The organism is Pseudomonas sp. SWRI22 (genome assembly GCF_014268395.2).
Lineage (GTDB): Bacteria > Pseudomonadota > Gammaproteobacteria > Pseudomonadales > Pseudomonadaceae > Aquipseudomonas > Aquipseudomonas paracarnis.
Genome location: NZ_JABWQK020000001.1, coordinates 800,239 through 827,116, shown reverse-complemented (window position 1 = coordinate 827,116; position 26,878 = coordinate 800,239). Strand labels below are relative to the sequence as shown.

Sequence of the window (26,878 nt, the reverse complement as noted above, 5' to 3'; positions counted from 1 at the left end):
TTGATAACACGTCCATGACCCAGCGTTCAATAAGGGTTTCCAGACTGAGAGAAGGTCTGCGCTGGCTCCATAGGAAAAAGACGAGGCACAAGCCAGACCTTTCGCTACGCTAAATGCTGCCGACTCAACTCGCGTCGCGCAGAATGAGGCTGCGCAAGTGCCCCGGATTGGACCCGGACCACTTGCGGAACGCCTTGTAGAACGAACTGGTATCGGCAAACCCCAACCGCGACGCAATCTCGGCAAAACTGATCTGCGGTTCAGCCAGCCACACAATCGCCAGCTCCTTGCGTACACCGTCTTTGAGCCCCTGATAAGTCTGCCCCTCCTCTGCCAGGCGGCGGCGCAGTGTGGAAGCGGAAATGCACAAGCTGGCCGCAAGGCCCTCGGTTTCAGGCCAGGTATGGGGCGGCATCTGGCGCAGGTCGTGCTTGATGCGGGTGGCGAGGCTTTCGGGATCGCGGTATTTGACCAGGATGTTGGCCGGCGCACGGGCAAGGAAGCGCTTGAGTTCTTCCGGACTGCGCTTGATCGGCAGGTCGAGACAATCGGCTGAAAAAATCATGCGTGTGCGTGGTCGGTCAAAGCGCAGGTTGTCAGAAAACATCACCCGGTAATCGTCACAGAAGTCCGGCTGCGCGCAACGCAGTTCAATGGCGAGGATCGGGATGCGCCGCCCCGCCAGCCAGCAGGCGACGCCGTGGACGATCATCCAATAGGTGAAATAGGTAAAAGCGCGTTTTGGCTCACCAGGTTCTAGCAGGACGATCTCCGCCAGACTCTGTTGGCGAACCAGTTGGGCCGGAAGATGCTCAAGCATCAACGAGAGAAACCCCAAGCCGGTTTCCAGGCCGGCCGCCAGGCTGGGTTGCGCCATGGAGGCGCGACACAGGAACGCCAGGCTACCGGACTTGAGTGTGCGTGGGTCCATGCCAAAAAACTCATCGTCCCTGCGCCGCGCCAGCAAGCGCCACAGACGTGCATAGGCCGTGGCCGCCACGCGAGCGTCGGGCTGCTCAAGCAACGCCGGGTCAATCCCGACTTTGCTCAATGCCTCAACGGTGGCCGCTCCCGGCGCGCAACTGTGCAACAGCGCTTCGCGCACAAGGTGGATGGAGATAGTGTCTTTTTCCGACATGGGGCGTTGAACTGTCCGGCTGCAGTCTGGGTGGTCTGCATCATAAAGGCGGTTGCGCTTCGCCACCACCGTTCAGCCCACGTTCAGCAAAGGTCAATATTTCTTGTTTAGCAATGAGTATCATTATGTTACAACTTAGCTCCCTAACTAGTTGTGCCCGGGTGCCCGATGCTCGTTCCTTTTTTAATCATGCTGCGCGAAGGCATTGAAGCGGCATTAATCGTTGGCATTATCGCCAGTTACCTGCAACAGACCGGGCGTGGCCAGTGGATGCCTGCAGTGTGGATCGGCGTGTTCCTGGCGGCAGCGCTGGCGCTGCTGGTGGGCGGCGGCCTGGAGTTGGTCAGTGCGGAATTCCCGCAAAAGCAGCAGGAATTGTTTGAAGGTGTCGTCGGTCTGGTGGCCGTGGGCATCCTCAGTTCCATGGTGTTCTGGATGCGCAAAGTGGCGCGCTCGATTAAACACTCGCTGCATGAGTCCCTCGATCATGCGCTGGCCGGCTCCAGGCATCAGGTGTTCGCCTTGATCGCCATGGTGTTCTTCGCCGTGGCCCGCGAAGGGCTGGAGACGGTGTTCTTCCTGTTGGCCGTGTTCCAGCAAAGCGAAGGTCCGGGCGCTCCGGTGGGCGCCCTGCTTGGCCTGGCCCTGGCCATTGTTGTGGGTTTGCTGATTTATTCCGGCAGCATGCGCCTGAACCTCAGTGCGTTTTTCCGCTGGACCGGCCTGTTCATCCTGGTGGTCGCGGCCGGCATTCTCGCCAATTCGGTGCAAGCCCTGCATGAAGCCGGCGTGTGGAATCACTGGCAGACCGTGCTATTCGACTTCAGCGCTGCGTTGCCCATGGACAGCCCGCTCGGTTCGGTACTGGCCGGTATGTTCGGTTACCAGGAGGCGCCGACCGTGAGCACCCTGGGCGCCTATCTGATTTACCTGGTGGTGGCCCTGGTGATGTTCTTCCTGCCCGCGGCCCCTACCCAGCCCGTTGCCAATACCTCTTCAGTTTCCAGCCAGTAAGGACCGTCTCTTGTCCAACCCAACCCCTCAATCGGCCCCGCCGTCCCGCGCCCTGCGCTGGGGCGTGGCCGGCTCGGTGGTGGTGATGATCGCCGCCGGAGGCCTGTTCTACTACGCCTCGCAATTGGCCGCCGGCAAGCGCCAGACCAACCACAATGAAATCGCGGTGACCATCCACGGCCACGCCTGCGAACCCAACGCCCTGACGGTACCAGCAGGACATGCCAGCTTTCGCATCATCAACCGCTCCGACCGCGCGGTGGAGTGGGAAATCCTCGACGGCGTGCTGGTGGTCGAAGAGCGGGAAAACATCGCCCCAGGCCTGAGCCAAGTGATCAACGCCAACCTGCTGCCCGGCGACTACGCCATTACCTGTGGCCTGCTGAGCAACCCTCGCGGCACCTTGCATGTCACGCCCACGGCAGAGTCTGACGCCCAAGCCAAGGCCAAGCCGTCGATGGTGGCCTTTATCGGCCCGTTGTCTGAGTTTCGCGTGTACCTGAGCAGCCAAGGCGGTGCGCTGGTCAAGGCCGTAACGGTCCTGCAACAGGCCATCGCCGCCGGCGACCTGGCCCAGGCCCAGGCGCTGTATGTACCGGCGCGCGAGGCGTATCAGCGCCTGGCGCCGGCGTCTCAGCGTCTGGCCGAATTGGATAACGCGATCAATGCCCGCGCCGATTATTTTGAACAGCGCGAACAGGACCCCGCCTTCAGCGGCTTCCACCGCCTCGAATACAGCCTATTCCAGCAACACAGCCTTGATGGCCTCGCGCCGGTCGCCCAACGCCTGGTTACCGACGTCACCACGCTCAAGCAGCAATTACTGGCCCAGTCCCTGCCCCCGGAGCAACTGGTGAGCATCGTGGTCCACAACCTCAACAGCCTGGCGGACGTGCGGGCGGCGAGCGGTGAAGAGGAACGCTACAGCCACATCGACTTGAACGGCTTTGCCGCCAATCAGCAGGTCGCGCGCAAGGTGGTCGACCTGATGCGCCCGTTGCTGGTCAAGTCCGCCGCCGACCTGTTGCCCGCTATCGACAGCGCGCTCAACGCCTTCGACAGCGAACTCGACGGGCTCAAGGTGAATGACCGCTACCCCAGCTACGACAAGGTTACAGCCGATCAGCGCAAGCAGATCGGCGACAAGGCCAAGGCACTGGCCGTTGCACTCGATGGAATCGACCCCGCCCTTGGCCTTTCCGGCCTGCAGTGAAGACGACCGCATACATGAGTGATACAGAACAGTTTGACCTCCAACGTCGCCGCGTCCTGTTGGGCATGGCGGCCACCGGCGCTGCGATTGCCGGCAGCAGCCTGACCTGCCCGGCGATGGCGGCAGCGGCTGAGCAAGTCACCACCGCACCGCGCAGTGACAAGACCCAGGACCACCAGGCGTTTTTCGGCAAGCACCAGAGCGGCATCGTCACCCCGCGCCCGGCCTGCGGCATGGTCGTGGCGTTCGATGTACTGGCCAGCGACCGCCAAGACCTGGAACGTCTGTTCCGCACCCTCAACGAGCGCATCGCATTTCTGATGACCGGCGGCACCGTGCCCCAGGTCGACCCGAAATTGCCGCCCACCGATTCCGGCATCCTTGGCCCTGTGGTCACACCGGATAACCTGACCATTACAGTATCGGTCGGTGAGTCGTTGTTCGACGAGCGCTTCGGCCTTGCCGCCGCCAAGCCCAAGCGCCTGAGTCGCATGGTCGGCTTTCCCAACGATGCACTGGAACCGGCGCAGTGTCACGGCGACCTGAGCCTGCAGTTCAGCTCCAACACGCCAGACACCAATATCCACGCGCTGCGCGACATCGTCAAAAACCTGCCCGACCTGCTGCTGGTGCGCTGGAAGCAAGAAGGCAGCGTGCCGCCCCAGGCTCCGGCCAAGCCCGGCGAACCGGCACAGAGTGCGCGCAACTTCCTGGGCTTTCGTGATGGCTCGGCCAACCCCAACTCCAACGATGACAAGGCCATGGACCAGATCGTCTGGGTACAGCCCACCGGCGACGAGCCGGCCTGGGCCGCCCATGGCAGTTACCAAGCCGTGCGCATCATCCGTAACTTTGTCGAGCGCTGGGATCGCACCCCGCTGCAAGAACAGGAAAGCATCATCGGCCGTATCAAACCCACGGGCGCGCCCATGGACGGCCAGCACGAAACCCAGGTCCCGGACTACCGCAAGGACCCGCAAGGCAAGTTGACCAAGCTTGATGCTCACATCCGCCTGGCCAACCCGCGCACCCCGCAGACCCAGGCCAACCTGATCCTGCGGCGGCCGTTCAACTACTCCAACGGCGTCAACAAAAACGGTCAACTGGACATGGGCTTGTTGTTCATCTGCTACCAGGCTGACCTGGAGAAAGGCTTTATCAGCGTGCAAACCCGGCTCAACGGCGAACCGCTGGAGGAGTACCTCAAGCCAGTGGGTGGCGGGTATTTCTTTACCTTGCCGGGTGTCACCGGGCCCAAGGATTTCATCGGACGCACGCTGCTCGCCGCAACGCACCCTCACCCCCCTGCCAAGACCTAAAACACCCCACAGCGGAATGCCTCCCATGAAGAAGTCGTCTATCGCGTTGTTGTTACTCAGCCTTTCGCCACTGGCAAGCTTCGCCGCTACTGCGCCGTTGGACCTGGTGGGCCCGGTGTCGGATTACAAAATCTACGTCACCGAAGAAATCGCTGAGCTGGTCACCCAGACCCAGGCGTTTACTGACGCCATCAATAAAGGCGACCTGGCCACCGCCAAGAAGCTCTACGCGCCGACTCGCGTGCACTATGAGTCCATCGAACCGATCGCCGAGCTGTTCAGCGACCTCGACGCGTCCATCGACTCACGCGTCGACGATCACGAGAAAGGCGTCAAGGCCGAAGACTTCACCGGCTTCCACCGCATCGAGTACAGCCTGTTCTCCGAGAACACCACCCAGGGCCTCGCCGCCCTGGCCGATAAACTCAACAAGGACGTGTTGGACCTGAAAACCCGGGTTGACGGCCTGACCTTCCCGCCGGAAAAAGTCGTCGGCGGCGCCGCAGCGCTGCTTGAGGAAGTCGCCGCCACCAAGATCTCCGGTGAGGAAGACCGTTACAGCCATACCGACCTGTACGACTTCCAAGGCAACATCGACGGTGCAAAGAAAATCGTCGACCTGTTCCGTGGCCAGATCGACCACCAAGACAAGGCATTTTTGGCCAAGGTCGATAAAAACTTCGCCGCCGTGGACAAGATCCTGGCCAAATACAAGACCTCGGATGGCGGCTTCGAGACCTACGACAAAGTCAAGGAAAACGACCGTAAGGCTTTAGTGGGCCCGGTCAATACACTGGCGGAAGATTTGTCCACTTTGCGTGGGAAGTTGGGACTCAACTGATCGAAAGCGCCCCCCGTACATCACGGCGAGGGCGCTGCCTGAAGTGTTTCAGGTCGTCATGCGGGCAGTGCTTCAAACCCATCCAGCGGCGTGCCGGTCGGCAACCCGGTCTTTGGATGGGTCGCGTACCAACGTCCATCGGTCTGTACCGCGTACACCGGTATCGAATGATTGTGTCCGTTATGAGCACCAGGCTGAACCGCCTGCTCCTGGACATTGTGCGGCGCCTGCAACTGGTTTGATACACCCAGGCAAGTGCGCAGTTTTTCTTCCACCACGCCAAGCTTTAAAAGCACTGAGGGGTTCGATGCCCTGCCTAACGCTTTAGGCAGCGCGACGAGCCCTTTCCCTCCAGCGGCCATCAAATCTGCCGCGCCATCCAGTGGGTTCAAGAAGCCACTGACCACCTCAACCCCCTTTTCCAGTACGCGAAACGCCTTGACGCCGAAGGGAGCCACAGCTTTTGTGGACTTGACGAGCGGTTTCAAGGTTCCAAATGCCCCACCTGCGAATGCCCCGGCGGTGTCGATGATCAGCCCGCGCATCCCTTCAACGATGTTGCCTTTGGTCAGGTCAATGACGGCCCCGACAAACGGGATCATGCTCAACAAAATACTGTCGTTGCGTCGCAATATTTCGCGCTTTTGTTCCAGCGGCAACATGCCATGCGCGACCTTCAGCACGCTGGCACGATGATGGATAAAATTGCCCTGCATGATCCGATCGACAATTGACTGGGTGCGGGGCGACGAAAAACTGTTAGGCACCTCGTTGGATGCCTCGCCCTGTACAGAGACCGGCGTAGCGTGCAGGGTCTCGCCCAGCTTATCAATAATGACACCTGGCGAGGTCACACCGGGCCTGGGCAAGGCATTGGAGCTGTAAGCGGCAAAATCAAATGGTTCCACCGCGCCCAGCCGCACGGGGAGCTCTGACACCGCCCAAGGCCCATACGTCTTCGGCACCGTTTGAAAGGTCCCCCCGAGGGCCAAATCACGCGGCAGGTCTTCGCGCTTGACGATCAACAGCTTGTCCGGGAACACCTCGAAGTAGCTGATTACCCCGTTGTAATTACAGCGTATCAGCGTGCCCTTTCGCCCTCTGCGCTCCTCCACCTGCTCCGGTGTTACATCTATCTCAGGCACGCTATCGGTTGCCTCGCGCAAGGCAAACAGGTCCACGTCCCCCCACTCCAAGGCTTGGCGATCAGCCAACGGCAGTTGGGCGATCATGCGTCTTGTGGCGATGCTCAAACCCTGCTTGAGTTTGTCCAGGTAGGCATCGACTTCACCGGGCAACTGGGCCTGCACATCCGGTAAATGGGCGATCCTGGCGTTCAACGCTTGCACGTTGGCATCAACGGCTGCCTGGTCGGATGCGCTCAGCCGCGGAATGACAAATGGAGAGGTGCGCCGGGCTGGTTGTGGCGGCTGCTCCCCGGGCGCCAGCAGCATCCACCGGTCCCTTGTAAGGTCGCCGGTCATGTACGTCTCGATCAGCGTACGCGTTCTCGGCTCGGACAGCTTCATGTTGCGGCGTTCATCCGGGTCTGCGATGTATACCCGCATGGCTTTCAACTGTTCCGCGCTCAGGCCTGGAAATACTGTCTGCAAGTTCCTGATCGCCGAGTCTTCTCGTATAGGCAGCGGCAGGTTGAACTGCTCCAACGCATAAACGAGTTGCTCGCACTCCTCATTGAAAGCCGTGATGGCCTGCAGATGGTGCTGCTGTGTGTAGCGGCCATCCACTGGCTTTTCATAAAGCCCGCGCATCAAGCCCCAATCGAGTAACACGTCGATCCCATAATTATCCAATACCGCCGCTTCGCCCGGCGTACTGGTGCTCAGCCGGCTGAGCCCCATAATTTCGGTGTAGCTCATGCGCCGCGAGCAACCAGGCCCACCTTGACGCTCGGCAAACGTGACCCCCAGGCGAAAGTCGGCCCATTCCACCGAGCCTATCCGCATCGTGGAAGGGATATCCCGGACCAGAAACTCGGGCGCGCTACTGGCCAACAACAGATGCGCGGCCAGCGGTACCGTCTTTGGATCGAGCAAGGTGTTCTGAGCCAGTTGGGTCTCGATTTCAGCGCGTACCGACGCCATCGTCCGTCCACTGTTGGCGGGCTGATAGATGTCATAACCGGCAACGTTTCCAGGGCGCCGAGGCATCTCGGGGTCGATCTGCAACAGGGCCGCAGTGAGTGCCCACTGTTTGGCTTCTAGGGTCGATAAGTCATAGGTGCCGGACGCGCTCTGAAAATACAAACTGCGAGCAGCGGCCTTGCCCCAGTTCAGGGCTGACGGGTGGTCGAGGAACCGCTCCAGTATCTTGTCGGCGTTGGCACGCACTTCTTGCGGGGTGTGCTCATCGAGTACGCCGCGAAAATCCAAGGCGCGCAATAGACTCGGTTCGCTGCGGCTGATGGCATCGTCGCGCATGAACTGAGCTACCAAACGTTTGTCATTTTCAGACAACATGCCCGGTGCCCATGGTCGTGCAAGCAATTGCGCGTAATTACCCAGCGCAGGGGCAGGCGCCACCGCAGCTTGCAACCAGCGAATGACATTGCGCACTTCCTTCGCGGTCTTGGGTACGAGGAAGCCGTGAGAAATCAGTACATCACGCACGGCTGCCTTGTCGGCACCGTCTGTGGCAAGCACCGACGTGGCGCCGATCGGCGTCTGCGCATCGGCCAGCGACACCTCTTCGTCGTCGGGTCGATTGCGAACCAGATCAGCCAGGCAACCTGCCAGGTATTGACGCTCGTCCAGCCGGTCGATGGTTTTTCTTGCCGCAAGGCTGCTGCCCTGCAGCCGGCCTTTTGTCTCGGTTGACCAACCGGACCATTCCTCCGCCAACAGTTGTCCACGCACCAACGCCAACTCATCGGCATTCGTTGGCGGGGTGATGTCATGCCACTGCAAGACAGCATTGCGAGAAAACCGGTCGGACTGTTCCGGCACATAAGCCACCCCATTACCCGCCCTATCCAGCGCCGTGGCAGCGGCGCGCAATCGGGCCCCGACCTGCCACCAGCCAGAATCGTCGTTCAGAGTGAACGTCTTTCGCGTTCCCACGCGACCGCTTAAGACCAGCCCTGTGATCGAATCCGGTTTTACCACCACGGTATCCAGGGCCATGCCTTTGCTCATAATCCACGCCTTGACTTCATCAGTATTGAACGCACTGCGCAAAGCGGCAAAGCCTGCGTAGAAAGTGCTGTCGGTGGGGATCTGGACGAGGGAATCCCACGCGTGGCGCGTGGCTGATGTCGCTAGCTCGTTACGCAGGCGGTGATCACCCTCGCTCGACGCCAAGGGCACAGGTTGCAGCGTCCATCGTCGGGGACTATCTACAGCAGGATTTGAGGCTGCTTCGCGCTTGCTGCGAACAACGGGGTCGGGGAAGGCGTTTGCCGCCGGGCTCACAGAATGCAGCGGCGGCGTAAACGCAAGGGTGTCGCGACTAGGGCTGATACTCGACATGTCTGTTTCCTCTGAACCAATCAAGGGCAGAGTTCTCGTCCCTAAGAACCGTCGAGAAACAACGTAGCAACCAACACAAGCTATGCGAGTAGGTAAACTCCTAAGGCGGTGAAAACAGTCCTACAGAATACGGTACAGCAACCGCTCGATGCGCACTCGACTGACCCGGCGCAGGAACTTGCCCACCGCGGGTGGATAATCCACCAGCGTTTGCAACTGTTGGTAGCCCTCGATACGGGTTACGTGCTGGAAGATCTGGGCCAACTCGGTACGCCGCGGCGCTAGCCACTGCCCTTGTGGATCATCGATCAGCAAGCCGTTTTCCAAATCGAGGCGAAACGCCCGAGGGTTGAGGTTGTTGCCGGTGAGCAAGGTGTAGCGCTCATCCACCCACATGCCCTTTAGATGGTAGGTGTTATCGCCGTCGCGCCATAAGTGCAGGTTCAACTGGCCGCTGTTGATCATCGGCTGATGCCGCTTGGCAAAGCGTCGCAGGCTGATCTCGTACAGGTACGGCAACGCCGCAATCACCTTGAAAGGTTCGGTGGGCGGAATGTAGAAATCGTTGGCGGTCTTGTCGCCCACCACGATGTCGATCTTCACACCGCGTGCCAGAGCGCGGTTGATCTCACGGGTCACCGGCAATGGGAGGTTGAAATACGGCGTGCAAATAGTCAGCTGCTGCTGGGCGCTGGCGATCAATTCGAGGATCACCCGGCTCAACGGGTTGTTCTTGCCGACGCCCAGCAATGGGCTGAGCGACAGATGGCCGTTGGGCAACTGCCCGGCCGTAGTGTCGTAGGCCGCATGCTTGAGACGGCTGCGCAGGTCGCCGATATCGTTGCGCAGGCTGCGAGTGGTGGGCGGGTTCGGCAGGTCCAGGCGATGCACGGCCTTGGACGCCACCAGGCCGTGTTCCACCAGGTGCTGCATCGAATCGGCCAGGGGTTGGCTATGGATCAGATGGTAACGGTCGAAGCGGTATTTATCGAACTTGTGCAGGTACACATTGTTCAGGCTGGCGCCGCTGTACAGCACGCTGTCATCGATCACGAAACCCTTGAGGTGCAACACGCCGAACAGCTCGCGGGTTTGCACCGGCACGCCGTACACCGGTACTTCGGTGGCGTGGCGCTGAGTCATCGCCTGGTACCAGGCGCTGTTGCCCGGTTGCTTGCCCGCGCCGATCAACCCGCGCTGGGCGCGCAGCCAATCAACCATCACCACGATGTCCAGTTCGGGCCGTGCGGCCTTGGCGGCATGCAGCGCGTCGTAGATTTCCTGCCCCGCCTCATCCTGCTGCAAGTACAAGGCAACGATGTAGATACGCCGCGTGGCCTGGGCGATTTTCTCCAACAAGCAGCGACGGTAGGCGTCGGCGCTGGGCAGCACTTCAATGGCCTCGTTGGACAACGGGAAACCGCGCAGCTTGGGCAACAGGGAGCGTTTGAAGAACGACGGCATAGGGCTCGCAATGGGTCGAATCCGAAGAGGCCCAAAGCTTACACCATGAGGCTGCTCAGGTCTCGCAGTGGGCAATTCAAAAAACCCGTTGACCATGAAGAACGATCGTTCTACTGTGCGAAACATGAACGATATCACTCAGAATGAAACCCGCGACATCATCCTCGACGTCACCGAGAAATTGATCTATCGCCACGGCATTGCTGCCACCGGCATGGACTTACTGGTGAAAACCGCCGGGGTGTCGAGAAAGAGTATCTACCGCTACTTCGCCAACAAGGATGAGTTGGTGATTGCTGCCCTTCAACGCCGCGACGAGCGCTGGATGCAGTGGCTGCGCAGCGAAGTGGAACACAGCGACGACAGCGGCCAGCGCCTGCTGGAGCTGTTCAGCGCGCTCAAGCGCTGGTTCGGCTCGGCGGACTTTCGCGGCTGCGCCTTTATCAACACCAGCGGTGAAACCGGCGACGCCCAGGACCCGGTGCGCCTGTTGGCCAAGGCCCATAAACGCAAACTGTTCGAGTACGCACTCGAACTGTGCCAAGCACATGGCACTCCCGACCCGGAGCAGCAGGCCGCGCAACTGCTGATCCTGATCGATGGTGCCATTACCGTCGCCCTGGTCATGGGTGATTCAACAGCTGCCGATAGTGCGCAATGCATGGCGCGGACCTTACTGCAACTTTGAACTCACAGACCAGGCAACTTTCGACCCAACCTTAATTACTTTGAGGAGCCGCCCATGTCAGCCCAAGAAGAAGTCCGTCCACCCCTGCCGCCGTTTACCCGCGATTCGGCCATCGAAAAAGTCCGCCTGGCCGAAGACGGCTGGAACTCCCGCGACCCACAACGCGTGTCTCTGGCCTACACCCTGGATACGAACTGGCGTAACCGCGCCGAATTTGCCCATAACCGCGAAGAAGCCAAGCAGTTCCTGAGCCGCAAATGGGCCAAGGAGCTGGATTATCGACTGATCAAGGAATTGTGGGCCTTCACCGATAACCGCATCGCCGTGCGCTATGCCTATGAATGGCACGATGATTCGGGTAACTGGTTTCGCTCGTACGGCAATGAGAACTGGGAGTTCGACGAGAACGGCTTGATGGCCAACCGCTTTGCCTGCATCAACGATATGCCGATCAAAGAGAGCGAACGCAAGTTCCATTGGCCGCTGGGGCGGCGCCCGGATGACCATCCAGGCCTGTCAGAGCTGGGGCTATAACCCCGACTCTGCAGACCGAATGAGCTCCCACACTTGGATCGCAGGGCATCAATTGGATCAGCGTCTGCTGTCAGCCCCACGTACGTTTAGTCCTGATTCAGCCCAACCCGATACAACACGCCGTCATCCTCATCAGTCAGCACATACAGAAAGCCATCCGGCCCCTGCCGCACATCGCGAATTCGCGCTTTCAATTCGCCCAACAAGCGTTCTTCGTGGATCACCTTGTCCCCCTCGAACTGCAACCGAATCAGCTCTTGGCTGGCCAGCGCGCCGATAAACAGGTTGTGCTGCCATGCCTTGAATCGGTCGGCGTCGTAGAACGCCATGCCACTGATGCCCGGCGATTTCTCCCAGACATGATGGGGCGCCACTGTGCCCTCTGCCGTTTTGCCCTTGGCTTCCGGAATCGGCAGCAGGGAATAGTTGATGCCATGGGTTGCCAACGGCCAACCGTAGTTCTTGCCGCGCTCGATGATATTGACTTCGTCGCCGCCACGGGGCCCGTGTTCATGTTCCCAGATCGTGCCGCTCCAGGGGTTCAGGGCCAGCCCCTGAGGGTTACGCTGCCCGTAGGACCAGATTTCCGGACGCACGCCGGGTTGACCGACAAAGGGGTTGTCGTCCGGCACGCGCCCATCCGGGTAGATGCGCACCACTTTACCTTGCAGCTTGTCCAGGTCCTGGGCCGTGGGGCGGTCGTTGTTCTCCCCGAGAGTCACGAACAGGTAGCCATCACGGTCGAAGGCCAAGCGCGAGCCAAAGTGGTTGCCAGTAGACAGCTTGGGCTCCTGGCGCAGTATCACCTTGAAGTCCTCCAAGCCGCTCAAGTCGGCCGCCAAACGACCACGCCCTACGGATGTGCCGGCCTTGCCACCCTCGCCACCGCCTTCGGCGTACGACAGGTACACAAGACGGTCCTGCTTGAAGTCTGGCGACAGCACCACATCCAGCAACCCACCCTGTCCTTTGGCCCATACCTGCGGCACGCCCTTCAAGGGCGCAGACAGCTTGCCGTCCGGGCTCACAAAACGCAGGTTTCCAGGCAGTTCGGTCACCAGGAAACCTTGCTGGTCCGGCAAAAACGCCAGTGCCCACGGATGGTCAAGGCCCTTGGCAACCGGCGTGGCGGTGATGCTGCCTTGCTCGCTGGGGAACTGTTGGCTATCGGCGGCATACGCCGCGCTCAACGGCAGTAACGCGCTGGCGCACAGGGCGGCTAGCAGGGTTTTACTTACAAACATAAGGCGAAATCCTTAGCGGCGATTGCCGTTGGCATCATAGGTGGGCGCTTTGGGTACGGTGGCTGGTCGGCTGGGGGCCGCCTCCTGCTTGGGGTAGCGGTTGCCGATGCCGCCGTTTTCCAGCGTCGGCCGCGGGTTTGCCGGGACAGGCTGGATACTGCGAACCGCCGGTGCATTGGGCTGGGTGCCCTGCATGCTATTGGGGTTGGCCCGGTGAATAGGGCCGTAGTCGCTACGCCCTGGCAGATTTTGCGCCTGGGCCAATGGCGCAAGGGCCAGGCCCAGCGCCAATGCTGAAAGATGACGTACACAACGGTTCATGGCCAAACCTCTCTATGCCAAGTACTACGTGCTTTCGATAACACGCTACGCCGTGGGTTCGCGTTGTGACACTAAATAGTTTCTCATCAGGTGTAACACGATCTGTCCGAGCATCTATCCGCCGAAACTTTTGCCGTGCTCTGCGAGTCACCAGCACACAGGCTCTTCGTTGAGGAATCACACCTATGCCACGGGCAATCTGGAAAGGCGCCATCAGTTTCGGCTTGGTTCACATCCCGGTATCGCTGGTCTCGGCGACCTCTTCACAAGGCGTCGACTTCGACTGGCTGGACAAGCGCAGCATGGACCCGGTGGGCTATAAGCGCATCAACAAAACCACCGGCAAGGAAGTCACCAAAGACAATATCGTCAAGGGCGTGGCCTTTGAAAAAGGACGCTATGTGGTGCTCAGCGAAGACGAAATTCGCTCGGCACACCCCAAGTCCACCCAGACCATCGAAATCATCGCCTTCGTCGCCAGCGACCAGATCCCCCTGCAAAACATCGACACGCCCTACTTTCTCGCCCCGGATAAACGCGGCGGCAAGGTCTATGCACTGCTGCGCGAAGCGCTGAAAAAAACCGGCAAGGTCGCCCTGGCCAATGTGGTGCTGCACACCAAGCAACACCTGGCTGCGTTGATGCCGCTGGAGTCGGCCCTGGTGCTGGTCATGCTGCGCTGGCCCGCCGAAGTGCGCAGCCTGGATGAGTTGGAGTTGGGCAGCGATGTGACAAAGCCGACCCTGGCCAAAGGTGAATTGGACATGGCCAAGCGCCTGGTGGAAGACATGAGCGCCGATTGGCAGCCCGATGAATACCGTGACAGCTTCCAGGACAAGATCAGGGCGCTGGTGGCGAAGAAGGCCAAGGCCGGCAAGATCGAAGATGTGGAAACGGCCGAAGGCGGCGAAGAGCGAAAATCCGCGGATGTCATCGACCTGACCGAACTGCTCAAACGCAGCCTGGCGGGTAAACCTGCGGCGAAAAAGAGCGCCGCGAAAAAGTCCAATAACAAGGCCTCTTGAGCCTGCCATTGACGGGAGAACGACATGGCAAAGCCCCTGAGCGAGTACAACCGCAAGCGCGATTTCAAGATCACCGCCGAACCCGCCGGCAGCTCACCCGCCAGCAAACGTAACGCTTCGGCCCTGAGCTTTGTGATTCAAAAGCATGATGCGCGCAACCTGCACTATGACTTTCGCCTGGAACTGGATGGCGTGCTGCTGAGCTGGGCGGTGCCCAAGGGCCCAAGCCTGGACCCGAGCCAGAAACGCCTGGCGGTGCATGTTGAAGACCACCCACTGAGCTATGGCAGTTTCGAGGGCAGTATTCCCGCCGGCCAATACGGTGCGGGGGATGTAATCGTGTGGGACCGAGGCATCTGGCAACCCCACGATGATCCGCGCAAAGCCTACGCGGCGGGTAAACTCAAATTCACCCTGGTGGGTGAGAAACTCTCCGGTGACTGGGCGCTGGTACGTACCCGCCTCAAGGGCAGCGGTGACAAGGAGCAGTGGCTGTTGATCAAGGAAAACGATCAGCAGGCGCGCCCGGCCTCTGAGTTCGATATTGTCGAGGCCGAGCCCGCCAGCGTGCTCAGCGATGCGGTCGTGGGCAAGCCAAAAGCCAAGGCCAAGGCCGCGCCAAAAGCCAAAGCGCCCAAGCGCAACGCTGCCCTGCCTGACGAGTTTGCCCCCCAACTGGCAACCTTGGTCGACCGCGCCCCCGAAGGTGATTGGCGCTACGAAATCAAGTTCGACGGCTACCGCATCATGGCGCGCATTCGCGACGGTGAAGTGCGCCTGTTCACCCGCAACGGCCACGACTGGACCGAACGCCTGCCGCGTCAGTGCAAAGCCTTGCAAGCGCTCAAGCTCAAAGACAGTTGGCTGGATGGCGAAGTGGTCAGCCTCAATGGCGACGGGCTGCCGGATTTCCAGGCGCTGCAAAACGCATTCGATATCGGCCGCAGCCTGGACATCGTCTATTACCTGTTCGATGCACCCTTTTTGAATGGCCGCGACCAGCGCGAAGACCCGGTCGAAGAGCGTCGGGCTGCGCTTAAATCCGCACTGTCCGCCAGCCGAAGCAAACTGCTGCGATTCTCCGAAGCCTTTGCCGCCAGCCAGCGCGATATTTTCGAGAGCGCCTGTGACCTGTCGCTCGAAGGCGTGATCGGCAAGCGCGCCGGCAGCCCCTACGTGTCGCGGCGCAGTGCCGACTGGATCAAGCTCAAATGCCGCCTGCGCCAGGAGTTCGTGATTGTCGGCTACACCCGCCCCCAAGGTTCGCGCAGCGGCTTTGGGGCGCTGCTGTTGGCGGTCAACGATGACACCGGCCTGGTATATGCCGGGCGCGTGGGCACGGGCTTTGATCAGGCGGCGCTGAAAACCATCTATGCCAAGCTCACGCCGCTCGAGCGCAAGGACTCGCCACTGCAAAAGCCATTGACCAGTGCCCAGGCCCGCGGCGTGCATTGGGTTGAGCCGAGCCTGGTAGGCGAAGTGCAATTTGCCGAATGGACCCGTGAAGGCGTGGTGCGCCAAGCCGCGTTTGTGAGCCTGCGCACCGACAAGCCAGCCTCGCAGATCATTCATGAACAGCCGCGCGCGGCCAAGTCGGTCAAGGCACCGCAGGCATCGAAAGCCGGTAAAGCGCAGGCAACGGTGAAGAACGTGAAAATCACTCACCCCGAGCGCATTATCGACAAGCACAGCGGCACGCAAAAACAGCAATTGGCACAGTTCTACACCGATATCAGCGAATGGATCCTGCCCTTTCTGCGCGCACGTGCCGTGTCCCTGCTGCGCGCGCCGGAAGGGATCGAAGGTGAGCAGTTCTTCCAGAAACACTCAGAGCGCATGGCAATACCCCACATCAAGCAATTGGACCCGGCGCTGGATCCAGGCCATGCGCGCCTGATGGAAATAGACAGCGTGGAAGCCCTGGTCGGCGCGGTGCAAATGGGTACGGTCGAGCTTCACACCTGGGGCGCTACCGCAGACAAGATTGAAACGCCCGACCTGTTCGTGCTCGATCTCGATCCGGACCCGGCCTTGCCCTGGAAAGCCATGCTGGAAGCGGCCCAACTGACTCTGTCGGTACTTGATGAGCTGGGCTTGCAGGCTTTCGTCAAAACCAGCGGCGGCAAGGGCCTGCACTTGATCGTGCCATTGGCCCGGCGCGATAACTGGGACACCGTCAAGGCATTCGCCAAAGCCATTGCCCAATTCATGACCCGCCAACTGCCCGAACGCTTTACCGCCACCAGTGGCCCCAAGAACCGCGTGGGCAAGATCTTTATCGATTACCTGCGTAACGCCCGCGGCGCCAGTACCGTGGCGGCGTATTCAGTGCGGGCACGCCCGGGCTTGCCAGTGTCGGTGCCGGTGAGTCGAGAGGAGTTGAAAGGATTGCGCGGCGCCCAACAGTGGACAGTGGCGAACCTGCACCAACGGTTGCAGGCCTTGAAGGACGACCCGTGGGCGGGGTATGCCAATCGGCAGAAGATCAGCAAAAAAATGTGGGACAAGTTGGGCGCGCAACCCACTGGGTGATCCGCGCCCTGAGCCAGGTCAGATAAGAATGAAGATCAGCGCCAGACCGGCAAAGATCGCCCACTTTTCCAGGTAGTAGCGCGTGCGGTTGCGCTTTTTGAGCTCCTTGCCACGCAGGCGAATCTTGTACAGCCGGGTGAAGGCACGGTTGAGGCCGCCGGTCTTGTCACCCTCATCGTTGGGCGAACCTGCGGCCGCCATCACATTGCGGCTGAACCAGCGATTGAACGCAGCCGCCCAGCGGTACTTCATCGGCCGTTCGATATCACAGAACAAAATGATGCGGTTCTGTTGGGTGGTGTTTTCCGCGTAGTGAATGTAGGTCTCGTCGAACATCACCGGCTCGCCGTCGCGCCAGTAATAGCTTTCGCCGTCCACGTTGATGTAGCAGCCTGGATCGTTAGGCGTATCCAGCCCCAGGTGATAGCGGTACGAGCCCGCATACGGGTCGCGGTGACGCACCAGCTTGGAGCCCGGAGGCAGTTCGGCGAACATCGCGGCCTTGATCGAGCCGATGCTTTGCACCAGCTCGGTGGTGCGTGGGCACAGCTTCATCGCCGAGGGGTGACTGTCGCCGTACCACTTGAGGTAGAAACGCTTCCAGCCGGTCTTGAAAAACGAGTTGAACCCTACGTCGTTGTATTGCTCCGAGCGTTTGATCTCACCCGCCCGCATCAGATTCTGGCCTTCTTCGCGGATCTCTTCCCAGTGCTCCTGCAATGGGCTCAGGTCTGGAAAGTCGCTGGGCGAAAGGTAGGGACGGCTGGGCTGCTTGGAGAACAGGTACAGGAAACAGTTGATCGGCGCCAGGAACGTCGAGTGATCACTAAGCTGGCGACCCAGCTTGTGTCGCACCCGACCACGCAGGTGTACATACGCAATGGAAGCAACGTAGAGAGCAACAATGATGAGTTTCAAGGGATTCGTCACACGTCAGGGAGAGAACAGGCTGCTCCTGCGGGCCCACAACGGCCGAGGATGGATAAGCAGCACCTGAAATCACAATTCACATACAGGTGACACGGCCGGCGGGATAACCGCCTGCGTGCGACCATTGGCAGTTATTTAGCCACACTTTGTAACCAAAGGTTAACTAAGAATTGTGAAAAGCTGTCTATTGAGTGTGCTGAGGGTAGGAGCAGGCAGGCCCTTGAGCCTGCCTGTTTGAGGGCGCTGGAAGGGTTACAGCGGCGAGTCGTTACCCTCGCGGCGATCCCCTAATGCCGTATAGGGCACGGCCTGAGTGCGGCTGCGAACGAAGTAGCGGATCAGCGCAATCATCAGGCCCAGCAGCAGACCTCCGACAAGGCTCAACGCGATAACCAGCGGCTTTTTCGGCTTGATCGGTGACAGAGGCTCCTGGGCTCGACGGTCAATCGTCACCAGCTTGAGGTTGCTCATATCGATATTCAAACCACGCAACCTGGCGACTTCAGCGCGAAGCGGCTCGACGTCCTGCAAGAAGATATCTTCATTGCCCCGCTTGCGCAGCACCTCAACCTCGCGGTTGCTTTCCAGCAGTTGCAAGTCTTTGCCGATCTCGGCAATGCGCGGGTTGGTGAAATCGTCACTGGTACGCTGCTGCAATGCAGCGCGCTCGGCTTCCAACGCCTCGGTCCCCATGAAATACAGCGGGATCTTCTGGTTGTTCACCTCGGTACGCATGACCTGGCTCGAACCCGTGCGGGTGGAGTCGGCCATAGAGGACGGCGTTGTCGGCGTACGGATGCCCATGGACTTGGCAATGCTGATCGCTTCGGCCAACTCGGCCAAGCGGTTGGTGCGCTCCATCTTCATTTGCAAGCGCAAAGCGCTGAGCTCGTCCTGCAATTGGGCACGCTTGAGCCGGTCAGCTTCCAGCAACTTGGCGATTTTCGATTCTTTATCGGTATCGTAGTTGGCACGGGCAGCGTCGATCTTGCCCTTGAGCTCGCTCAAGCGGTTATTGACGATAACTTTCAGGTCGGCACCCACCTGCTGACGCTCGGCGGCAATGGCGTAGTCCACAAAACCGTTGAGGATCGCAACACCATCGACGTCGGTCGGGTATTGCAACTCCAGACGGATATAACTGCTCAACGAATCGGACTTCTTGGGGTCGGGCAGAATCAGATTGACGGAATTGCGGTTGAACGCCTCAAAGCTCTGCTCAAGGGTTTGCCCCGGTTTCTTGAACGCCTTGAACAACTCCTCATGATCCTTGAAGAACCCCAGGCGCGCATCATAGGAATCCAACTGCGCGCCCACTTTGAGCAGCGCATCGGCAGGCGGCAACTTATACACTTCCGAACGGTTCAAGGCGTCCAGCTCGTTGATAGCCGCAGGCCGTAACACACTGCTGACCTCATAGGTCTTGGGTGCCAGGAAGGCATAACCTGCGCCTAATACCCCGGCCAGAAGCGTACACCCGACCACCAGCTTTTTTTGTCGCCAGATGGCGTGAAACAATTCAAATAAATCAATTTCATCAGACGCTGCGGAAGGCGGAAGCGGGGAAGTACGATTCAAAATAAGAACACCTTAAAATAATACTAAAAGGCCATCATTCTCAGAAGTCTGAATGACTTCAAAAATCAGGGACAACGCCCTGGATACGGCAGACCAATGGCGATGTGACCACTCAGTCCCCTGAAATATCCCACAAACTTAGGGATTATTTCGGTTTCATTTCGGTGAGTAAGCCAAATCACACAGCCATGTCAGACTGATCTGTCTGCAAGCGTAGTCAATCCAACATGAAAAAGCTGTCAAATACCTGTCTTATAAAGAAAAAAATTTCGCCTTCATGGGGGACAGTGGCAGTCTCAATACAATTGAACATTTTTTTGAACAGCAATAAGGAGTTTGCATGTCACCGCTTTCAGCCTCGGACTTTCACGCACTGCAAGGCACATGGGAACAAACAGCCCTTGAAGACAGTGGCGTGCTCAACCCCGTGGATGCCCACAGCGCACCGGGAGCGATGACGACAATTGCGGGGGATCGCTTCGAAGTGACCACGGTCAGTGGCGAAATATTATTGGCGGGACGGTTCGTACTGGACGCCAGTACCACGCCCAAAAGCATCACCTGGACGGACGCCATCGGCGAAGATGCAGGCAAGCAACTCCCCGCCAGTTACCGGCTCGACGGCGATGAGTTCGTGTTTATCGCAGCGGATGAGGGCATGCCCAGGCCCACTGTATTCAGCACTGGCCCAGGGCAAACCATGCGCACCTTTGTGCGGCGGTCTTGATCAAATGTGGGAGCTGGCTTGCCTGCGATAGCAGTGGGTCAGTCAACTAATCTGTCACTGATACACCGCTATCGCAGGCAAGCCAGCGCCCACATGTTGGAACGCGGGGCGTCAGGCAGATAGGCGGTGGCTGGCAGGCCGTTACGGGAGCAAGCTCCCTCGCCACAGGTGGACATATAAGACGTGGCTATCCGATTTGATCACGGCATTTTCACAAGGCCTTCACTTTTCGACCTATAAGGTCAGGCCTACCTACTCCAGTGAATCACTTGGCCCGCCCTCTCCTCGCGGGCCTTTTTTTGCGTGCGCAAACCTTGATTAGCCATTACGCCTGATCGCTGTCAGGGTAAAGCACAGGGGCAGTTGCGCGGCCTGATGCTCATATTGATCGTAGAGTTCTTCCCGGTTGGAATGCGGGTATTCCTGCAAATGAGCGATCTGCAACTGCGCTGCGATAGCCTCGCTGACGACACTGCCCAGGGTATGTACATACCAATAGGAGGTCGGCCCGGGCCGCTCATCCTTCCCTTCATAGATAATTGCCTCCTGCAGCACAAAGGGTTCACGCTGGAAGTAAGAACTGGCAGGCAGCATAGGGTTGGCCCCACAGGGGTCAAACATCTCAAGAAAGGGATGGGTTTCGTACATGACCAACGTACCGCCGGGCTTCAGCACACTGGCAACCTGGCGCATGAACAACGCCACATCCGGCATCCAGCCCAGCACGCCGATGGTCACCAGGGCAATATCGAACCGTGCCTGCAAACGCTCGGGCAAATGGTGGATATCGGTCTCAATGAACTCAGGGCTGTGTGGCGAGGCCTCGGCCAACTCCCGCGCCTGTTCAAGAAACGCCCGGGATTGATCAACCCCCACCACCGAACGGGCGCCCAAGCCATACAACGAAAGGCTTTCGCGCCCGTTGTTGCAGCACAATTGCACCACGTCCTTGCCCACCACGCCTACCTCTTGCAGCAAGGTGGTGATGGTCGGGTCCAGGCAGGAAAAATCAGGCTCGGCTACCGAGTCCAGCAGTGCCGCCCAGGTCGCGGTGTCTTTATGCAACCCGGCGGATTCGTCCCAGGCATTTCTATTGCTGGCGATCGCCTCTTGCGCTGAGGGCATGTCCATTGCTTCTCCAGAAATTCATTCCAGTGGGCTTCGGAAAGTAAATTAAATGCGCGCAGGAGGAAACCCTGGCCCACCGCGAAACTTATCGCCCAGCCCACCGGTCATTATCCCAACGCGCGCTCAGCCCCTGAACGCCGCTCTTGAAGGTCGCACCGTGGCCCGTCATTCAGACCTGCGCATCGTTTTATCCCTGGACAGCCTGAACTTCTTTCTTGCCGATGTGCGCGACGGTCTCGGACCGTACCTGGCGATCTATCTGTTGGCCGTCCATCAATGGGAGCCGGCCAGCATTGGCGTGGTCATGACCCTCGCAGGCATCGCTGCCTTGCTGACCCAGGGCCCCGCGGGTGCGCTGATCGACCGCACTCGCAGCAAACGCGCGGTGGTTGCCATTGCCGCGCTATTGGTGACGGGCAGTTGCCTGATGCTGCCCTTCGTCAGTTCATTTGGCTGGGTGGCGCTGACCCAAGCTGCCAGCGCCGTAGCTGCCTCTGTCTTTGCTCCGGCAATTTCCGCCATTTCGCTGGGGATCACCGGGCCGCGTGCCTTCACCCGGCGTACCGGGCGCAACGAGACTTTCAACCATGCCGGCAATGCCGTGGCCGCGCTGCTGGCCGGCGGGCTGGCCTACCTGTTCGGGCCGGTGGTGGTGTTCTACCTGATGGCGTTTATGGCCGTCGCCAGTGTCATTGCGGTAAGTTGCGTGCCGGCCGAGGCGATTGACCATGAGGTCGCCCGTGGTTTTGATCCGGCCCATCACACCGACCACGAACAGCCCTCGGGCCTGAAAGCATTGCTGGCCAACCAACCGCTGCTACTGTTTGCCATCTGCTGCGCACTGTTTCACCTGGCCAATGCCGCGATGCTGCCGCTGGTCAGCCAGAAACTGGCGCAGATCAATCTGCAGATGGCCACCCCGCTGACGTCAGCCTGCATTGTCGCCGCACAGTTGGTGATGGTGCCGATGGCCTGGCTGGTCGGGCTCAAGGCCGATATCTGGGGGCGCAAGCCGCTGTTGCTTGCAGGTTTCCTGATACTGCCGTTGCGTGGCGTGCTCTATACCTTATCCAGCGACCCCTACTGGCTGGTGGCCGTGCAGATGCTCGACGGTATCGGCGCCGGCATTTTCGGCGCCCTGTTCCCGGTGATCGTCAAAGACCTGACCCAAGGCACCGGCCGCTTCAACGTCAGCCTGGGCGCCCTCTCCACCGTATTCGGCCTGGGCGCGGCACTCAGCAACAGCCTGGCCGGCTTCGTGGTGCAGCAAGCTGGCTACAACGCGGCCTTCCTGACGTTGGCAGCGGTTGCAGCCGCTGCCTTGATGCTGTTGTGGCTGGCTATGCCTGAGACATTGGCAAAACCATCCTTCGCTCGCCATACAACTGTCGCCTGACATATGCGACAATGCGCGCCAAATTCCAACACACATCCCCAATTTTGTGTTCAGCGACCGGGTTTCGCGCCTTGATGTCGCTGTTGACGCATGCCTGAAGGCACCTGCCGTCACGCTCGCAACCCATTGATAGGTAAAGTAATTGATCTCCACAGCTAACATCACCATGCAGTTCGGCGCCAAGCCGCTCTTCGAGAACGTCTCGGTCAAGTTCGGCGCCGGCAACCGCTATGGTCTGATCGGTGCCAACGGTTGCGGCAAGTCGACCTTCATGAAAATCCTCGGTGGCGACCTCGACCCGTCCGGCGGCCAGGTCATGCTGGAGCCGAATGTGCGCTTGGGTAAACTGCGCCAGGACCAGTTCGCCTACGAAGAATTCACCGTGCTCGACACCGTGATCATGGGCCACGAGGAGCTGTGGAAGGTCAAGGCCGAACGCGACCGCATCTACTCGCTGCCGGAAATGAGCGAAGAAGACGGCATGGCCGTGGCCGAGCTGGAAACCGAGTTCGCCGAGATGGACGGCTACACCGCCGAATCCCGCGCCGGCGAGCTGCTGCTGGGCCTGGGTATTCCCCTGGAACAGCATTTCGGCCCGATGAGCGAAGTGTCCCCAGGCTGGAAGCTGCGCGTATTGCTGGCCCAGGCGCTGTTCTCCGACCCGGAAGTGCTGTTGCTCGACGAACCGACCAACCACTTGGACATCAACACCATCCGCTGGCTGGAAAACATCCTGACCCAGCGCTCCAGCCTGATGATCATCATCTCTCACGACCGTCACTTCCTGAACAGCGTGTGCACCCACATGGCTGACCTGGACTACGGCGAGCTGCGCCTGTTCCCGGGCAACTACGACGAGTACATGACCGTGGCGACCCAGTCCCGCGAGCAATTGCTGTCGGACAACGCCAAGAAGAAAGCGCAGATCTCCGAACTGCAATCCTTCGTCAGCCGCTTCTCGGCCAACGCCTCGAAAGCCAAGCAGGCGACCTCCCGTGCCAAGGCGATCGACAAGATCCAGCTGGCCGAAGTCAAGCCATCGAGCCGTGTGAGCCCGTTCATCCGTTTCGAGCAGAACAAAAAGTTGCACCGCCAGGCGGTCATGGTCGAAAAGATGGCCAAGGGTTTTGACGGCAAGCCACTGTTCAAGGATTTCAGCTTCCAGGTTGAAGCCGGCGAGCGCGTGGCGATCATCGGCCCCAACGGTATCGGCAAGACCACCCTGCTGCGCACCCTGGTCAACGAACTGACCCCGGACGCCGGTAGCATCAAGTGGACCGACGCCGCCGAGCTGGGCTACTACGCCCAGGACCACGCCCACGACTTCGAAGACGACGTGAGCCTGTTCGACTGGATGGGCCAATGGACCCAAGGCGAGCAAATGATTCGTGGCACCCTGGGCCGCATGTTGTTCTCCAACGACGAAATCCAGAAGTCGGTCAAAGTGATCTCCGGTGGTGAACAAGGTCGCATGCTGTTCGGCAAGCTGATCCTGCAAAAGCCCAACGTGCTGATCATGGACGAACCGACCAACCACTTGGACATGGAATCCATCGAGGCGCTGAACCTGGCGCTGGAGAACTACCCGGGCACGCTGATCTTCGTCAGCCACGACCGCGAGTTCGTATCGTCCCTGGCCACCCGCATCATCGAGTTGAGCCCAAGCGGCGTGATCGACTTCAGCGGCACCTATGACGACTACCTGCGTAGCCAGGGTGTGGTGTTCTAAGAACAGCACTTAGCTGCAAGCAAAAGCCCTGTCCCTGTGACAGGGCTTTTTTGCATACGCTCTACTACTGTAGGAGCGAGCTTGCTCGCGAAAAACCTGAGGACGCCGCGCAGAATCAGGCAACCCGCGTTATCGTTGACGTTCTTCGCGAGCAAGCTCGCTCCTACAGTAATGCGGGATATGCCATGATGCTTTACCGCCCGCCAGCGATTGAGTACTCATGCCTGCCGCCCCCTCCTCCCTGTCGATTACCCTGCAGATCGTTTCCATCGTTTTCTACACCTTCATTGCCTTTATCTGCATCGGCCTGCCGATAGCGGTGATTCCAGGCTATGTGCACGAGCAACTGGGTTTCAGCGCCGTGGTGGCCGGGGTGACCATCGGTTCGCAGTACCTTGCCACACTGCTCAGCCGTCCGATGGCCGGGCGGATGTCGGATAACGTCGGTACCAAACGCGCGATCGTGCTAGGCCTGGCCGGCATTCTGATCAGCGGTGTACTGACCTTTATCGCCACGCTGCTGGAAAGTCTGCCGAGCTTGAGCCTGGGTATTCTGATCGCCGGTCGCCTGTTACTCGGCGTGGCCCAGGGCCTGATTGGCGTGGGGACCATCAGTTGGTGCATGGGCGCGGTGGGCGCCGAGCACACCGCACGCTCGATTTCCTGGAATGGCATCGCCTCCTACGGCGCGATTGCGATTGGTGCGCCACTTGGCGTGGTGATGGTGGCTGATTACGGCTACACCAGCCTCGGTCTTGCCCTGGCGGTGTTGGCGTCGTTGGGACTGGTGCTGATCCGCAATAAACCGTCGGTGCCGGTGGTACGTGGCGAGCGGCTGCCGTTCTGGGCGGTGTTCGGGCGTATCGCACCGTTCGGCGCCAGCCTGTGCCTGGCTTCGATTGGCTACGGCACGTTGACGACCTTTATCACCCTGTATTACCTGAATCGTGGCTGGGCCGGTGCGGCGTATTGCCTGACGGTATTTGGTGTGTGCTTTATTCTCTCGCGCCTGGTGTTTATCTCAGCCATCAGCCGGTTTGGCGGGTTCACCGCCGCCATCGCCTGCATGATCATCGAAACCCTGGGCCTGACACTGTTGTGGCTGGCACCGTCTACCAGCGTGGCCTTGATCGGCGCAGGGTTGACCGGTTTTGGTTTGTCACTGGTTTACCCGGCGCTCGGCGTGGAAGCTATCAAGCAAGTGCCGGACAGCAGCCGCGGCGCGGGGCTGAGTGCGTATGCGGTATTTTTCGACCTGGCCCTGGCGATTGCCGGGCCGTTGATGGGCGCCGTGGCGTTGAATCTTGGCTACGGCTGGATATTCTTCTGCGCCGCGTTGCTGTCGGCCAGCGCGCTCGCCCTGACCGTACTGCTCAGGCGCCGCGCCTACTGATCAGCCGTCTGCAGGCCGGCACGCGTTGCCTCACCGAGGGTGCGACTGAAAAAGCGCCCGGCCTCGGAGACCATATCGCGGTGAATCCCTTCGCGGTCGACACCATCGGCATCGGTGCAGATGCCTGGCATTGTCGCTAGCTGATCACTGTCGCACGGGGCCATGAATACAAAGTGCCCTGCCCCGGCCAACAGCTTGAAGTCCGGCGGCTCTGGCAGTTTGCGCGCCAGGGCGGCGGCGTTTTTGTCCACCGCCACCAACTGGTCGCCATCGCCACTGTAGAGCAGCACTGGCACATGCACGTCCGCCAGGGTATGGCGACCAAACATCAAGCTCAGCGGCGCCATCAGCATCAACGCATGGATGCGCGGGTCAGCCTGGGGTTGCAAGTCGTCGCGATCAACCACCAACTCGCCCTTGGTGGTGCACGCGTCGCGGTCATCGGGGCGTTCCTGGCAGTAGCGGCGCAGACGTTCGAAATCCGGTTTGGCGCCCGCCAGGATCAATGCCGTTTCGCCACCGGCGGAATAACCAATGACGCCGATCTGATCGACATCGACAAAGGGCGACAGCATCGGATCGGCCAGGGTGGCGGTGATCGCCTGGGATATCTGGATCGGCCGGCCATACAGATTACTCACGGTGCCCAGGCGGCTGTGGTCCTTATAGTTGTCGCCGGGATGCAGGACCGCCACCACTACGAATCCCTTACGCACCAGTGACGTAGCCAGGTCGTGCAGGGCCAGGGGCGTGCCGGTGTTGCCGTGGGACAGCATCAGCATCGGAAAACGGCCGATAGCAACCTTGGCATCTTCACTGGCCGCGACCTGATAGGCGCCCAGCGGCGTGGTGCGTTCGGTATCGGTGGAAGGGTAAAACGCGATGGCCTTCATCGGCTGCGAATCCAGCGGGTCGAGCACACTCATGCGATGAAACCCCACACTCCAATGGGGGTGCGGTGCCGGTGCGGCGTGCACTGAAACCAGGCCGCCCAACAGCGAAAGTACCAAAACAGCACAAAGACGCATCATGGGGACGTCCACCTTTGCTGCACAAGAACCGGCCTGTCGAATAAGAAGTCCAGGGTATCGCAGGGATGTGTGCATAACCTGGGCCACAACGAAAAAACTCCGTACTCCGCTCGCGTTCAGGCGATCAGAATACAGAGTTTAGGCG

21 protein-coding genes are annotated in these 26,878 nt (G+C 59.8%); 12 read left to right on the top strand and 9 right to left on the bottom strand.

Annotated features, from left to right (window positions below; genetic code table 11):
* Nucleotides 1-124: 124 nt before the first annotated feature.
* Complete coding sequence (locus tag HU730_RS03465; protein ID WP_096144574.1) at nucleotides 125-1,138, bottom strand: AraC family transcriptional regulator; 1,014 nt, start codon at nucleotides 1,136-1,138, stop codon at nucleotides 125-127.
* A gap of 168 nt (nucleotides 1,139-1,306) precedes the next feature.
* Here HU730_RS03465 and efeU point away from each other — a divergent pair, with 168 nt between their 5' ends.
* From efeU to efeO (HU730_RS03445), 4 genes are read left to right on the top strand one after another with little or no spacing between them, the layout of a single operon-like run.
* The gene (gene efeU / locus HU730_RS03460; RefSeq protein WP_034127362.1) at nucleotides 1,307-2,152 is read left to right on the top strand and encodes an iron uptake transporter permease EfeU; all 846 of its coding nucleotides are present in this window, start codon (nucleotides 1,307-1,309) and stop codon (nucleotides 2,150-2,152) included.
* A gap of 10 nt (nucleotides 2,153-2,162) precedes the next feature.
* On the top strand, nucleotides 2,163-3,365 hold the full coding sequence (gene efeO / locus HU730_RS03455) for an iron uptake system protein EfeO (protein WP_034127361.1): 1,203 nt from the start codon (nucleotides 2,163-2,165) through the stop codon (nucleotides 3,363-3,365).
* A gap of 14 nt (nucleotides 3,366-3,379) precedes the next feature.
* Entirely contained in the window at nucleotides 3,380-4,684 is a 1,305-nt protein-coding gene (efeB, locus tag HU730_RS03450) for an iron uptake transporter deferrochelatase/peroxidase subunit (RefSeq protein WP_186527734.1), read from the top strand.
* A gap of 25 nt (nucleotides 4,685-4,709) precedes the next feature.
* Nucleotides 4,710-5,525 (top strand): iron uptake system protein EfeO, encoded by an 816-nt coding sequence (efeO, locus tag HU730_RS03445; RefSeq protein ID WP_034127360.1) that lies wholly within the window; start codon nucleotides 4,710-4,712, stop codon nucleotides 5,523-5,525.
* Nucleotides 5,526-5,581: 56 nt separating this feature from the next.
* Here the strand turns inward: efeO (HU730_RS03445) and HU730_RS03440 are convergent, their stop codons facing one another.
* The gene (locus HU730_RS03440) at nucleotides 5,582-9,013 is read right to left on the bottom strand and encodes a hypothetical protein (RefSeq protein WP_186527733.1); all 3,432 of its coding nucleotides are present in this window, start codon (nucleotides 9,011-9,013) and stop codon (nucleotides 5,582-5,584) included.
* A gap of 120 nt (nucleotides 9,014-9,133) precedes the next feature.
* Complete coding sequence (gene pssA, locus HU730_RS03435; protein WP_057977292.1) at nucleotides 9,134-10,477, bottom strand: CDP-diacylglycerol--serine O-phosphatidyltransferase; 1,344 nt, start codon at nucleotides 10,475-10,477, stop codon at nucleotides 9,134-9,136.
* 124 nt (nucleotides 10,478-10,601) lie between these two features.
* Between pssA and HU730_RS03430 the strand changes: the two genes are divergently transcribed.
* Complete coding sequence (locus HU730_RS03430; protein WP_186527732.1) at nucleotides 10,602-11,165, top strand: TetR/AcrR family transcriptional regulator; 564 nt, start codon at nucleotides 10,602-10,604, stop codon at nucleotides 11,163-11,165.
* A gap of 54 nt (nucleotides 11,166-11,219) precedes the next feature.
* Nucleotides 11,220-11,699 (top strand): nuclear transport factor 2 family protein, encoded by a 480-nt coding sequence (locus HU730_RS03425; protein WP_186527731.1) that lies wholly within the window; start codon nucleotides 11,220-11,222, stop codon nucleotides 11,697-11,699.
* Nucleotides 11,700-11,785: 86 nt separating this feature from the next.
* Here HU730_RS03425 and HU730_RS03420 read toward each other — a convergent pair whose 3' ends face one another.
* Nucleotides 11,786-12,943, bottom strand: a complete 1,158-nt coding sequence (locus tag HU730_RS03420; protein ID WP_186527730.1) for a PQQ-dependent sugar dehydrogenase — start codon at nucleotides 12,941-12,943, stop codon at nucleotides 11,786-11,788.
* A 12-nt stretch (nucleotides 12,944-12,955) separates the two neighbouring features.
* Complete coding sequence (locus HU730_RS03415; protein WP_054921925.1) at nucleotides 12,956-13,264, bottom strand: hypothetical protein; 309 nt, start codon at nucleotides 13,262-13,264, stop codon at nucleotides 12,956-12,958.
* Nucleotides 13,265-13,449: 185 nt separating this feature from the next.
* Here HU730_RS03415 and HU730_RS03410 point away from each other — a divergent pair, with 185 nt between their 5' ends.
* Entirely contained in the window at nucleotides 13,450-14,289 is an 840-nt protein-coding gene (locus tag HU730_RS03410) for a Ku protein (RefSeq protein ID WP_034127353.1), read from the top strand.
* A gap of 24 nt (nucleotides 14,290-14,313) precedes the next feature.
* Nucleotides 14,314-16,821 (top strand): DNA ligase D, encoded by a 2,508-nt coding sequence (gene ligD, locus HU730_RS03405; RefSeq protein ID WP_186527729.1) that lies wholly within the window; start codon nucleotides 14,314-14,316, stop codon nucleotides 16,819-16,821.
* Between the two features lie 18 nt (nucleotides 16,822-16,839).
* On the opposite strand, the gene lpxO is transcribed toward ligD, so the two are convergent.
* Together lpxO and HU730_RS03395 are read right to left on the bottom strand one after the other, a co-directional pair.
* Nucleotides 16,840-17,739 carry a lipid A hydroxylase LpxO gene (gene lpxO, locus HU730_RS03400; protein ID WP_014718362.1) on the bottom strand — a complete coding sequence of 300 codons (900 nt, stop codon included), beginning with the start codon at nucleotides 17,737-17,739 and terminating at the stop codon, nucleotides 16,840-16,842.
* A 264-nt stretch (nucleotides 17,740-18,003) separates the two neighbouring features.
* Complete coding sequence (locus tag HU730_RS03395) at nucleotides 18,004-19,329, bottom strand: Wzz/FepE/Etk N-terminal domain-containing protein (RefSeq protein ID WP_186527728.1); 1,326 nt, start codon at nucleotides 19,327-19,329, stop codon at nucleotides 18,004-18,006.
* Between the two features lie 340 nt (nucleotides 19,330-19,669).
* Between HU730_RS03395 and HU730_RS03390 the strand changes: the two genes are divergently transcribed.
* Nucleotides 19,670-20,056 (top strand): TIGR03067 domain-containing protein, encoded by a 387-nt coding sequence (locus tag HU730_RS03390; RefSeq protein ID WP_186527727.1) that lies wholly within the window; start codon nucleotides 19,670-19,672, stop codon nucleotides 20,054-20,056.
* 318 nt (nucleotides 20,057-20,374) lie between these two features.
* On the opposite strand, the gene HU730_RS03385 is transcribed toward HU730_RS03390, so the two are convergent.
* On the bottom strand, nucleotides 20,375-21,187 hold the full coding sequence (locus tag HU730_RS03385) for a class I SAM-dependent methyltransferase (protein ID WP_186527726.1): 813 nt from the start codon (nucleotides 21,185-21,187) through the stop codon (nucleotides 20,375-20,377).
* 154 nt (nucleotides 21,188-21,341) lie between these two features.
* Here HU730_RS03385 and HU730_RS03380 point away from each other — a divergent pair, with 154 nt between their 5' ends.
* The 3 genes from HU730_RS03380 (at nucleotide 21,342) to HU730_RS03370 (ending at nucleotide 25,702) form a co-directional block, all read left to right on the top strand.
* Entirely contained in the window at nucleotides 21,342-22,580 is a 1,239-nt protein-coding gene (locus HU730_RS03380) for an MFS transporter (RefSeq protein WP_186527725.1), read from the top strand.
* A gap of 142 nt (nucleotides 22,581-22,722) precedes the next feature.
* Entirely contained in the window at nucleotides 22,723-24,309 is a 1,587-nt protein-coding gene (locus HU730_RS03375) for an ABC-F family ATPase (protein ID WP_003191057.1), read from the top strand.
* A gap of 220 nt (nucleotides 24,310-24,529) precedes the next feature.
* Nucleotides 24,530-25,702, top strand: a complete 1,173-nt coding sequence (locus HU730_RS03370; protein ID WP_186527724.1) for an MFS transporter — start codon at nucleotides 24,530-24,532, stop codon at nucleotides 25,700-25,702.
* Here HU730_RS03370 and HU730_RS03365 read toward each other — a convergent pair.
* Nucleotides 25,696-26,733 carry a dienelactone hydrolase gene (locus HU730_RS03365; RefSeq protein WP_186527723.1) on the bottom strand — a complete coding sequence of 346 codons (1,038 nt, stop codon included), beginning with the start codon at nucleotides 26,731-26,733 and terminating at the stop codon, nucleotides 25,696-25,698. The genes HU730_RS03370 and HU730_RS03365 overlap by 7 nt on opposite strands.
* Nucleotides 26,734-26,878 lie beyond the last annotated feature (145 nt).

Bases quoted from the DNA above. Each gene is read 5' to 3' on its own strand.
- HU730_RS03415 (WP_054921925.1), bottom strand. From the start codon at position 13,264: ATGAACCGTTGTGTACGTCATCTTTCAGCATTGGCGCTGGGCCTGGCC.
- HU730_RS03440 (WP_186527733.1), bottom strand. From the start codon at position 9,013: ATGTCGAGTATCAGCCCTAGTCGCGACACCCTTGCGTTTACGCCGCCG.
- efeU (WP_034127362.1), top strand. From the start codon at position 1,307: ATGCTCGTTCCTTTTTTAATCATGCTGCGCGAAGGCATTGAAGCGGCA.
- HU730_RS03420 (WP_186527730.1), bottom strand. From the start codon at position 12,943: ATGTTTGTAAGTAAAACCCTGCTAGCCGCCCTGTGCGCCAGCGCGTTA.
- ligD (WP_186527729.1), top strand. From the start codon at position 14,314: ATGGCAAAGCCCCTGAGCGAGTACAACCGCAAGCGCGATTTCAAGATC.
- HU730_RS03365 (WP_186527723.1), bottom strand. From the start codon at position 26,733: ATGATGCGTCTTTGTGCTGTTTTGGTACTTTCGCTGTTGGGCGGCCTG.
- pssA (WP_057977292.1), bottom strand. From the start codon at position 10,477: ATGCCGTCGTTCTTCAAACGCTCCCTGTTGCCCAAGCTGCGCGGTTTC.
- HU730_RS03385 (WP_186527726.1), bottom strand. From the start codon at position 21,187: ATGGACATGCCCTCAGCGCAAGAGGCGATCGCCAGCAATAGAAATGCC.
- HU730_RS03430 (WP_186527732.1), top strand. From the start codon at position 10,602: ATGAACGATATCACTCAGAATGAAACCCGCGACATCATCCTCGACGTC.
- HU730_RS03410 (WP_034127353.1), top strand. From the start codon at position 13,450: ATGCCACGGGCAATCTGGAAAGGCGCCATCAGTTTCGGCTTGGTTCAC.
- HU730_RS03390 (WP_186527727.1), top strand. From the start codon at position 19,670: ATGTCACCGCTTTCAGCCTCGGACTTTCACGCACTGCAAGGCACATGG.
- efeO (WP_034127360.1), top strand. From the start codon at position 4,710: ATGAAGAAGTCGTCTATCGCGTTGTTGTTACTCAGCCTTTCGCCACTG.
- HU730_RS03465 (WP_096144574.1), bottom strand. From the start codon at position 1,138: ATGTCGGAAAAAGACACTATCTCCATCCACCTTGTGCGCGAAGCGCTG.
- HU730_RS03370 (WP_186527724.1), top strand. From the start codon at position 24,530: ATGCCTGCCGCCCCCTCCTCCCTGTCGATTACCCTGCAGATCGTTTCC.
- HU730_RS03425 (WP_186527731.1), top strand. From the start codon at position 11,220: ATGTCAGCCCAAGAAGAAGTCCGTCCACCCCTGCCGCCGTTTACCCGC.
- efeB (WP_186527734.1), top strand. From the start codon at position 3,380: ATGAGTGATACAGAACAGTTTGACCTCCAACGTCGCCGCGTCCTGTTG.